The sequence below is a fragment of the Bradyrhizobium sp. BR 10261 genome (genome assembly GCF_019455395.1).
In the GTDB taxonomy this organism is placed as follows: domain Bacteria; phylum Pseudomonadota; class Alphaproteobacteria; order Rhizobiales; family Xanthobacteraceae; genus Bradyrhizobium; species Bradyrhizobium manausense.
The window spans coordinates 16,796-26,682 of sequence record NZ_JACOFQ010000020.1; the positions used below are offsets into that span (position 1 = coordinate 16,796).

At 65.9% G+C, this 9,887-nt stretch carries 13 protein-coding genes; 6 read left to right on the plus strand and 7 right to left on the minus strand.

Translation table 11 applies throughout. The features are described from left to right. Window positions 1-116 precede the first annotated feature (116 nt). The 3 genes from HYH07_RS22585 (at window position 117) to HYH07_RS22595 (ending at window position 1,951) form a co-directional block, all read left to right on the plus strand. Window positions 117-896 (plus strand): sulfite exporter TauE/SafE family protein, encoded by a 780-nt coding sequence (locus HYH07_RS22585; protein WP_220004567.1) that lies wholly within the window; start codon window positions 117-119, stop codon window positions 894-896. Further along, on the plus strand, window positions 893-1,123 hold the full coding sequence (locus HYH07_RS22590; RefSeq protein WP_220004568.1) for a hypothetical protein: 231 nt from the start codon (window positions 893-895) through the stop codon (window positions 1,121-1,123). Before HYH07_RS22585 ends, HYH07_RS22590 begins: the two co-directional genes overlap by 4 nt. 129 nt (window positions 1,124-1,252) lie before the next feature. Further along, window positions 1,253-1,951, plus strand: coding sequence for a glutathione S-transferase family protein (locus HYH07_RS22595; protein ID WP_220004569.1), 699 nt, complete (start codon window positions 1,253-1,255; stop codon window positions 1,949-1,951). 113 nt (window positions 1,952-2,064) lie between these two features. Here HYH07_RS22595 and HYH07_RS22600 read toward each other — a convergent pair whose 3' ends face one another. Beyond that, the gene (locus HYH07_RS22600) at window positions 2,065-2,268 is read right to left on the minus strand and encodes a cysteine-rich CWC family protein (RefSeq protein WP_220004570.1); all 204 of its coding nucleotides are present in this window, start codon (window positions 2,266-2,268) and stop codon (window positions 2,065-2,067) included. Between the two features lie 114 nt (window positions 2,269-2,382). Between HYH07_RS22600 and HYH07_RS22605 the strand changes: the two genes are divergently transcribed. From HYH07_RS22605 to HYH07_RS22615, 3 genes are all read left to right on the plus strand, one after another. Further along, complete coding sequence (locus HYH07_RS22605) at window positions 2,383-3,930, plus strand: DUF1800 family protein (protein ID WP_220004571.1); 1,548 nt, start codon at window positions 2,383-2,385, stop codon at window positions 3,928-3,930. A 2-nt stretch (window positions 3,931-3,932) separates the two neighbouring features. Continuing rightward, window positions 3,933-5,150 carry a DUF1501 domain-containing protein gene (locus tag HYH07_RS22610; RefSeq protein WP_220004572.1) on the plus strand — a complete coding sequence of 406 codons (1,218 nt, stop codon included), beginning with the start codon at window positions 3,933-3,935 and terminating at the stop codon, window positions 5,148-5,150. A 117-nt stretch (window positions 5,151-5,267) separates the two neighbouring features. Further along, window positions 5,268-5,591: an antibiotic biosynthesis monooxygenase gene (locus HYH07_RS22615; RefSeq protein WP_057741548.1), complete on the plus strand. Its 324-nt coding sequence runs from the start codon at window positions 5,268-5,270 to the stop codon at window positions 5,589-5,591. A 26-nt stretch (window positions 5,592-5,617) separates the two neighbouring features. Here the strand turns inward: HYH07_RS22615 and HYH07_RS22620 are convergent, their stop codons facing one another. The 6 genes from HYH07_RS22620 to HYH07_RS22645 form a co-directional block, all read right to left on the minus strand. Then, window positions 5,618-6,559, minus strand: coding sequence for an aldo/keto reductase (locus HYH07_RS22620; RefSeq protein WP_220004573.1), 942 nt, complete (start codon window positions 6,557-6,559; stop codon window positions 5,618-5,620). A 256-nt stretch (window positions 6,560-6,815) separates the two neighbouring features. Next, a complete protein-coding gene (locus HYH07_RS22625; RefSeq protein WP_220004574.1) occupies window positions 6,816-7,271 on the minus strand; it encodes a GNAT family N-acetyltransferase in 456 nt (151 codons plus the stop codon). A gap of 78 nt (window positions 7,272-7,349) precedes the next feature. Further along, window positions 7,350-8,162, minus strand: a complete 813-nt coding sequence (locus tag HYH07_RS22630; protein ID WP_220004575.1) for a PAS-domain containing protein — start codon at window positions 8,160-8,162, stop codon at window positions 7,350-7,352. A 129-nt stretch (window positions 8,163-8,291) separates the two neighbouring features. Next, complete coding sequence (locus HYH07_RS22635; RefSeq protein ID WP_220004576.1) at window positions 8,292-8,450, minus strand: hypothetical protein; 159 nt, start codon at window positions 8,448-8,450, stop codon at window positions 8,292-8,294. Window positions 8,451-8,524: 74 nt separating this feature from the next. After that, on the minus strand, window positions 8,525-8,701 hold the full coding sequence (locus HYH07_RS22640) for a hypothetical protein (protein WP_220004577.1): 177 nt from the start codon (window positions 8,699-8,701) through the stop codon (window positions 8,525-8,527). Between the two features lie 155 nt (window positions 8,702-8,856). Beyond that, window positions 8,857-9,507 carry a glutathione S-transferase family protein gene (locus HYH07_RS22645; protein WP_220004578.1) on the minus strand — a complete coding sequence of 217 codons (651 nt, stop codon included), beginning with the start codon at window positions 9,505-9,507 and terminating at the stop codon, window positions 8,857-8,859. Window positions 9,508-9,887: the final 380 nt, after the last annotated feature.

The following is a 9,887-nucleotide window of genomic DNA, read 5'->3' on the forward strand; positions in this document are numbered from 1 at the left end:
GGCAAGCGAGGCACCTTCACCATGCTCTCCCCGCGTGCGGGGTGAGCATGGTGGCGAGGGGGAATGCGCAGTCCGCGTGCCTCGCTTTCGCCGAGCCATCACAGGAGCATCCCCTCGTGACGCCCATCATGATCGCTGCCCTTGGATTGCTGATGGTCGCCACCGCGTTCCTGTCGGGGCTGTTCGGCATGGCGGGCGGGCTGATCCTGATCGGCGTGCTGCTCGCCCTGATGCCGCTGCCGACCGCCATGGTGCTGCATGCGATCACACAGATGGCCTCGAATGGCTGGCGCGCGTTCCTGTGGCGGGCGCATATCCGCTGGCGGCCTGTGGCGAACTACATGGTCGGCGCTGCCATCGCGCTCGGGGCATGGTCGCTCACGCGCTACGTGCCGGACAAGCCGACGGCGCTTTTGATGCTCGGCGCCACGCCGTTCATGGCGCGGCTGTTGCCCGCGAATATCAAGCCGGATCCGGATCGTCTCTGGCAGGGCACGGTCTATGGCACGATCTGCATGGGCCTGATGCTGATGACCGGGGTCTCCGGTCCGCTGCTCGACACCTTCTTCCTCGGCGGCGATTTCGGCCGGCGCGAGAAGGTGGCGACGAAGGCGATGTGCCAGCTCGTCAGCCATTTCACCAAGCTGATCTATTTCGGCGGCATCATCGACCAGGCCGCCTCGCTCGATCCGGTTCTGGCCGGCGTCGCAATCCTCGCCTCGATGCTCGGCACCACGCTGGCGCGGCGCATTCTCGAAGCCATGACCGACCAGCAATTCATCGCCTGGTCGAACAAGCTGATCACCACCATCGCGTGCTATTACATCGCCTATGGCGGCTGGCTCTTGGTTCGCACGCCGGTATTGGCCGCCTTCGACAAGGGAGGTTTGCAATGAGCTGTGAGGCCGACCCGCTGGTGCTGGACTTCGTGGAATGGATCGCACGCGAGCCGCGCGCCTATGCCGAGGTGATCTCGACCTGGAAGACCTCGTGCCCGCGCCTCACCATCTGGGAGGACGCCGCCGACCGCGGCTTCGTCGCGCGCGAGACAGTGCCAGGCCTGGGGCTCGTCATTGCCGTGACGGAAGACGGCGAGCGGCTGCTGCGCGCAAACGGGCGGTGATACGCGCTTCTGCCTCCACAATCGTCATTGCGAGCGCAAGCGAAGCGATCCAGAATGTCTCCGCGGAAGCAGTCTGGATTGCTTCGTCGCAAGAGCTCCTCGCAATGACGGAGCCTGTGGAGACCCTGCATGTCGCTCAAGCTCTACGAACTCGTCGGCACCGATGCCTCGCGTCCCTTCAGCCCGTATTGCTGGCGCACGCGGATGGCGCTGGCGCATAAGGGGCTGACGGCGCAATCTCTGCCCTGGCGCTTCACCGAGAAGAGCGCGATCGCGCCGCACGGCTCGGAGAAGGTTCCGGTGCTGCTGCATCACGACAGGCCCGTGGTCGATTCCTGGGCGATCGCTGGATATCTCGAAGACAATTTCCCTGACAGTCCCTCGCTGTTCGGCGGCGAGGGCGGCCGCGCCATGGCGCGCATGATCAATGCGTGGGGCGACATCGCCATCGTCGGCGGCATCTTCCCGCTCATCATCGCCGACATCCCGAACAATCTGGCCGAGGCCGATGCGGCCTATTTCCGAAGGTCGCGTGAAGCACGCTTCGGCGGCAAGACGCTGGAAGAGATCATGGCGAGCCGCGACAGCGGCGTCGTCGCGTTCCGCAAATCGCTGGAGATCATGCGGCAGACGTTCAAGTCTCAGCCCTATCTGGGCGGAGTCGCGCCGAACTACGCCGATTACATCGTGTTCGGCGGTTTCCAATGGGCGCGCGTGGTGAGCCCGTTCAAGCTGCTCGAGGCCGACGATCCCGTTTATGCCTGGCGCGAAAAGCTGCTCGATGCATTCGACGGCATGGCGCGGAAGTCGCCGGGGCACGCGGTGTGATCTTCGTAGGGTGGGTTAGCTAAGCAGTGCGCGAAGCGCATCTGCTTGGCGTAACCCACCACTTCTCTTGACGCGGAGACAAAAGAGGTGGGTTACGCTGACGCTAACCCACCCTACGGCACTGCCTCGGCCGCCGCCTTCCTTAAACACTCCCGGCACAAGCAATCCTCGCCCTTCACCGGCATCGGCAGCTTGGCCGTCTCCTCCGCACACCAGCACTGGCCCGACAGATCGCAGCCGAACTCGGTGCCGCAGCGGGAACAGCCAAGGCGGCGCGGAGCCGGTTGCGCAATCGTGATTTCTTTCGGATTTGTCATGATTTACGTCGAAGCTTTGCCGTCATTTTCATGTCGGGTTCATCTCTCGCCGCGGTATATTAGGCGCCGCGCGCAGGCCATGGAAGTGGTTGGCAAGGCGCGGAGGACAAATCGATGGCCCGCGATTCCCGAGCCGCTCTCGTCGCGCTGAACCGCTTCGGCTTCGGGCCGCGCGGCGGCGCATCCGGCGATCTCCTCAATGCCGCCTCCGATCCACGCGGCTTCGTGAAGGCGGAGCTGGCGCGCCCCCTTGGCGCGCTGCTAGAGGCGCCGGGCCTGCAATCGACGCCGCAGCTCGGGCAGGCCGTGTTCGCCTATCAGGACGAGGTCAAGCAGGCGCGCGAGGCCGCGAAGGCTGTGGCGCCGACCGAAGCGCCGGCGCCGACGCTGCCCGCGGACCAGAAGCCCGACAACCAATTGCGCCGCAATCTCTCGCTCAACACGGTGGCGAGCGAGATATCAGGTCGGCAGATGGCGGAAGCGAAGCCCGAGGCCATGCAGCCCAACGCTGCGGCACCTGCTGCTGCAAAGCAGCCGCAGCAGCCCCTCAACGTGATCCAGAAGACGTTTCGCGCTGAGGCGCTGGCGCGGTTGCAGCGCGCGATGCTGGTTGATTGCGGCTTCACCGAGCGCCTCGTCGTGTTCTGGTCCAATCATTTCTGCATCTCCGCGAGCAAGGGCGAGCTGGCGCGGATGTGGGCCGGCGCGTTCGAGCGCGAGGCGATCCGCCCGCATGTGCTCGGCCGCTTCGCCGACATGCTGAAGGCGGTGGAGCAGCATCCGGCGATGCTGTTCTTCCTCGACAATCAGCAATCGCTCGGGCCGGATTCGCGCGCAGGCCAGAACCGCAAGCGCGGGCTGAACGAAAATCTCGCGCGCGAGATCATGGAGCTGCATACGCTGGGCGTCGGCGGCGGCTATACGCAGGAGGATGTCACCTCGCTCGCGCGCATCATCACCGGCTGGACCTTTGCCGGCCGGCAGGGGCAGCTCGGGGCGCCCGGGTCGTTCGTGTTCAACGCCAATGCGCATCAGCCCGGGCCGCAGCTGCTGCTCGGCAAGACCTATGAGGCCACCGGTTTGGCGCAGGGCGAAGCCGCGCTCGCCGACATTGCGCGCCATCCGTCGACCGCGAATTTCATCGCCACAAAATTCGTGCGCCACTTCGTCGCCGACGATCCTCCGCCGGCGCTGGTGGCGCGCTTGCGCGATGTCTTCGTCAGGACCGACGGTGACCTCAAGGCGCTCGCGACCGCGCTGGTCGATTCCGACGAGGCATGGAAGGCGCCGCTCACCAAGATGCGCTCGCCTTACGATTTCCTGGTTGCGAGCGGCCGGCTGCTCGCGCGCGTGCCGGAGGATCCCGGCCCGTATCTCAACAGCCTCAATTTGCTCGGCCAGCCGCTATGGTCGCCGGCCGGTCCCAATGGCTTCCCTGATACGGCTGCGGCCTGGGCGGCGCCTGAGGGCATGAAGCTGCGGCTCGACATCGCCTCGCAGATGGGCGCGCGGCTCGGGCCCAACATCGATCCGCTCGATCTTCTTGAATTCGCCGCTGCTGATGCCGCCTCCGCCGAAACGCGACGGACCATCGAGCGCGCCGAATCGCGCCAGCAGGCCCTGGCCCTGCTGTTGATGTCGCCGGAACTGCAGAGGAGATGAAGATGACCGACTGCGTCGAAAACCGGCTCCTCACCTCGCGCCGCGGCCTTCTGCTCGGCGGTGCCTCCTTCGCGGCCTGGGCCTACTTGCCGAAATTCGCGCGGGCCGCCGACGGTCGCGACCCACGCCTGGTCGTGGTGATCCTGCGCGGCGCCCTCGACGGGCTCGCGACCGTCGCGCCGATCGGCGACCCTGATTATGCCGGCCTGCATGGTTCGATCGCGCTCACGGCGGATGGCGCGCATGCCGCGACGAAACTCGATTCCTTCTTCGCGCTGCATCCGTCGATGCCGGAATTTGCGCGCATGTACCGCGATCGGCATGCGGCGGTGATCCACGCTGTCTCGACGCCCTATCGCGACCGTTCGCATTTTGACGGCCAGGACGTGCTCGAGAGCGGCTATGCGGGGCCGGGCCGCGTGCAGTCCGGCTGGCTCAATCGCGCGCTCGAAGCGCTGCCGCGCGGCGAGCGCGTATCGAGCGGGCTCGCGGTCGGCCCCACCACGCCACTGGTGCTGCGCGGTGCGGCGCCGACCGTCGGCTGGGCGCCGGTCGCGCTGCCGCAGGCCGACGAGGACACCGCGATGCGCCTCGTCGATCTCTACCGTCATCGCGATCCCGCGCTCGCCTCGGCGCTGACGCAGGGCCTGCAGCTGGAGAAGGCCGCGAGTGGCGACGACATGAAGCCGAAGCCGGGCAACCAGGTCGCGCAGATGCGGCAGGTCGCGCGCGGCGCGGCCAAGCTGATGGCCGCCGATGACGGTCCGCGCATCGCCGCGCTCGCCTTCGACGGCTGGGATACGCACGCCAACGAAGGCGGCCCGGTCGGACGCCTCGCCTTCCTGCTCGGCGGTCTCGACGGCGCGCTCGCCGAGTTCGAAAGCGGCCTTGGCGATCGCTGGCGCGACACCGTCGTCGTGGTCGCCACCGAGTTCGGCCGCACCGCGCGCATCAATGGCACCGACGGCACCGACCACGGCACCGGCACCATCGCCCTGCTCGCCGGCGGCGCCGTGAAAGGCGGCCGCGTCATCTCCGACTGGCCCGGCCTCAAGCCTGCCAACCTCTATGAGGGCCGCGACCTCAAGCCCACCACCGATTTGCGCTCCGTTGTCAAAGGCGTGCTGCAGGGCCAGTTCGGCCTGTCCGATCAGGTGCTGGCCCAGACCGTGTTCCCCGACAGCGCCAGCGCAAGGCCGATGAAGGGATTGGTGGCTTAGCCGTCATTCCGGGGCGCGCGAAGCGCGAGCTATGGTGCGCAATTGCGCACCATAGCCCGCGCCTTGCGGCGCGTCCCGGAATGACGAACTATCTTGTGACATCAGGAGAAATCGCCCATGTACATCGCCATGAACCGCTTCCGTGTCGCCAAGGGCTCCGAAGCCGCCTTCGAGCAGGTCTGGCTCACGCGCGACACGCATCTGGACAAGGTGCCGGGGTTCGTCGAATTTCATCTGCTGCGCGGGCCCGAGCTTGAGGACCACACGCTGTACGCCTCGCACACCGTATGGGCCAATCACGCCGCGTTCGACGCCTGGACCAAATCGGAGGCATTTCGCGCCGCGCATCACCGGGCCGGCGACAACAAGCCGCTTTATCTCGGCCATCCCCAGTTCGAGGGCTTTGAGGTGATGCAGACGGTGGGACGCGGCGCCAAGTAAGCGCCGCCAAGTAACGCGCCGCTAGATCACCCCTTCGTAATGCTGTCGATCTCGGCGAGATCCTCGGCCGTGAGCTGCCAGGCGATCGCCTTGACGTTCTGCTCGACCTGCTCGACGCGGGTGGCGCCGGCGATCACGCTCGACACTTGCGGGCGGGCGGCAAGCCAGGAGAACGCGAGCTCGAGCATGGAATGGCCGCGCGCCTTGGCAAAGGCCTGCAGCTTTTCGACGACGTCCTCGTTGCGCGGCGTAACATAGCGCTCGCGCAGCGCCGGCACCTTGCCGAAGCGGGTGTCGGCCGGCGCAGTTGCGCCGCGCTGGTACTTGCCGGTCAGCAGGCCGCTTGCCAGCGGGAAGAACGGCAGGAGGCCGAGCCTGTATTCCGTTGCTGCAGGCAGCAGATCCTTCTCGATGTCGCGGACGACGAGGCTGTACTCGTCCTGCGCCGAGACGAAGCGGCTCACATTCATCGCGCGCGCAGTGAACTCGGCCTCCGCGATCCGCCACGCCGGAAAGTTGGAATGGCCGATATAGCGGACCTTGCCCTGGCGGACGAGGTCGTCGAGCGCGCGCAGCGTCTCCTCCAGTGGCGTCAGCGGATCGTAATCGTGCTGCTGGTAGAGATCGATGTAATCGGTCTTGAGCCGCGTCAGGCTGGCCTCGACTGCGCTCATGATGTAGCGGCGCGAGGCGCCCTGCTTGGTGCCGTCGGTCGCCATCGGCTTGGAATATTTGGTGGCGAGCACGATGTCCTTGCGGCGGTCGCCGAGCACCGTGCCCAGCACCGTCTCCGAACCGCCCATGCCGGCATAGATGTCGGCGGTGTCGAACAGCGTGATGCCGAGGTCGATCGCCCGATGGATCACCTTGCGCGAGGTTTCCAGATCGGTGCGCTGGCCGAAATTGTTGCAGCCGAGCCCAACCGCGGACACGCGCAGGCCGGAGCCGCCGAGATTGCGAATTTCCATGGGAGATCCTGTCAGACGAGAGCCGGCGGCCATTGTGACCGCGCAGCGCTGCAGCGGCAAGCGCCTGGCCTCGCGTTGCAGCCATGCCGACAAGAAGCGACAGGCAAAAAAAAATGCGGCCCCCGTAGACGCGGCGACTCACGGGGGCCGCTTGGGGCGCTTGATCGGTGACGGGGGGCCTGATCAGACGCGACTGCAGGATAGTCCCGGTGTGTTACGCGCCGGTGACATCTGGAGTGATCCACAGGCCCGATAGTCAGAAAATCTTGCGGTAGACGATGAAGCCGGAGCGTTCTGCGACCTTGTCGTACAGGCTCTGCGCGGTGATGTTGGTCTCGTGCGTCTGCCAGTAGACGCGGGGCGATCCCGCGAGTTTTGCACGCTCGTAGACGCCGTAGATCAGCGCCGAGGCGACGCCCTTGCCGCGCGCGGCTGGAAGCGTGAACAGGTCCTGCAGATAGCACGAGGGCTCGATCGCCGTGGTGCTGCGGTGGAACAGGTAGTGCGTCAGCCCGAGCAGCTTGCCGTCGCTCTCGGCGACCAATGCATGCACCGGCTCATAGGCATCGAAGAAGCGCTGCCAGGTCATCTCGGTAATTTCAGGCGCGAGCGCGGTCGGACCGGAGCGGCCGTAGAAGGCGTTGTAGCCGTCCCACAGCGGCAGCCATTGGTCGTAGTCCTGCCGTGTGACGGAGCGAACGGTGAGCGACATCTGGAAAATCCGTGGGGCGATGAGGCATCCTTCATACGGGATGATCGCGGTGCGGATCAATCGCGCCGTGGCGCGTCATCACTCCGCGACGCGCAAATAGCGGATCAGTTTCTCCCCCGTGGGATCGCGCAGCGAGCGATAATAGTCGGCGCGTTCGGGCGCGTCGGTGTGGCGCACGAGGTCGGTCACCGGCGTGTAGCTCAGCATGCGGCCGCCGTCGGGCAGCGCAGTGCAGACGAAGCGCAGCACCTCGCCATTGCGCAAGGCGAGATTGATCGGCGTGGCATCGCCGGTCCGCACCATCTCCATGCGCTGCGCGATGAAGACGCCGAGTTCGTCCGCGGGCAATTCGAACGCGCCGGTGTCGCGGCCGTGATACATCAGTGCGATGAAGGGCGGCTTGTCGTCGGCCATCTCGTCCGGCAGCGCAAAATAGTCGCGAAATGCGCGGTTGATGAATTCGGCGCGGGTCTCCGCGTCGAGCAGCACGATGCCGATATCGACCTGGTCGAGCGCGGCCGACAGCCGCGCGGCAGTGGCGTGGTTGCGCCGCTCGGCGGCGAAGGCATCGAGCAGCCGCTCGCGCACCAATCCGGTGATGGCCGCGGTGCCGGTGCTCGTCAGCGCGAGCAGGGAAAGCTGCACGAGATCGCTCGCGGCAAGGTCTGGCGCGGCGCGATGGCCAAGCGCGAGCAGCACCGCGCCGATGAAGGTGATAACGGCGCTGCCGAGTGCGGATGCAAAGCCGGAAAGCGACCCGGCCAGCGCCACGATGGCGACGAACAGCGGCGCGAGCGAGAGAGTGGAAGCATGGCGATCGAGCAGGATCGCCAGCAGTGCGATCGCTGCCGTCAGCACGGGACCGGACATGGCACGCCATCCGAACCGCATTGGCCTTGCTCATTTCTCCCTGAACGAGATAAGGCCACCAGACTGTCCCATGGCTGCACAAGCGCAATCCGATTTCGCGCGGCGCGCTTAATCAGGGCTTGCCCGCGCGGCCAAAGCTTTCGGATGATTTTAGGCCAAATGCGCGTGCTCGATGCGCTGCTGCAGGGCGGGCGCATTCCATGTCGACGTCCCCGGCCCCTTGCGGGTGCCGACGAAAATCAACAGCGACGCCGCGACCAGGATGGCCGCCGTCAGGGTGATTGCAACGATGACCACAGGCGATTTCATCACTCTCCCGTCACGGAGGCCATCGGGCGCGGGGCCGCGCTGCACCTCGAAGGCATTCCGCGATGAAACGGGGATCAGACCGGCAGACCCATCGCCATGGTCGCCTTGGTCGACAGCACAGTGAGGGTGACGATCAGGCACAGCGAGAGCGCGGCGACGGCGAGCGAGGCCGCGACCGCGTTGGTCAGCCGGGAAGACGAGACGGTATCGTTTCGGCCCTGAAAGCCGACCGTGCCGGACGCCCGCATCATGGTCTAAATCCTTCAACGTGCGAGCGAATCACCCGCAACGCCGAACAATCTCACAATTTCAACCGGCAATATTGGGGCGGCGATCGCGCCGAACATGGCAGGATTTGGGCAAAGGTTAACGCCATGCCCGCTATTTCTTAACGCCGCGCCTGATCTCAGGCCCCGGCGGCGATGCTGGCGGGGTCGTCGATGTCGGCGGGGCGCCAATCCATGGCCACGAAGCCGGGCGCGGCCTCGACTCGCTTCAGCCAATCCCGGATCGCCGGGAAGGGCTGCAGGTCGAAGTCGCAGCGGTCGGCGAGATGGGTGTAGCCGTACAGGGCGATGTCGGCGACCGTGAGCTGGCGGGCAGCGAAGTAGTCGCTGGTCTTGAGGTGGTTCTCCATCACCTGGAGCGCGCCATAGCCGCGCTCCATCCAGTCCTCCAGCGCGTGGGTCTGCAGGTCGCGGCCGCCCTTGACCAGCGACAGCCAGAAATAGGCGGCGCCGATGTTCGGCTCGAGCGCGTGCTGCTCGAAGAACATCCATTGCAGTGCCTCGGCGCGATCGATCCGGTTCTCCGGCGCCAGCGGCGTGCCGACGGCGACATACCAGAGGATGGCGTTGGACTCGGCGAGATAGCGGTTGTCGCCGACCTCGAGCAGCGGCACTTGTCCCGACGGGTTCTTTGCCAGGAAGTCCGGCGTCTTGCTCTCGCCGCGCAGAATGTCCACCTCGATCGCTTCGTAAGGTACGTTCAGCAGCGCCAGCGCAAGGCGGACCTTGTAGCTGTTGCCCGAGCGTTGCATCGAATAGAGCTTGTACATTCTGGGAGTTCGATTCCGAAGGATGGAAGGCGCGGCGCTCGTTGCCCCGCACCGCGGCTAAACAATGATGCCGATGCGAATCCGCCGCAAGGGCTCGGCAATAGAAAAACTCGAAATCCCTACCGCATTGCAATGCGAGGGAAGATCATGTTCGCGCCGTGCGGCAAATCAGATCACGCTTGCGTCAACATGTGCGACTCATCGCGTCGCGAAATCGTGTGCCAGGGTCGAACGACAGTGTCTCCGCCTCGTCATGGCCGGGCTTGTCCCGGCCATCCACGTCTTGCCACTTGGCACGAAGAACGTGGATGCCCAGGCCTTCGCCTCGCCGAAGCGGCTTCGGCCGCGCAGGCGGGACAAGCCCGGGCATGACGGAGTGC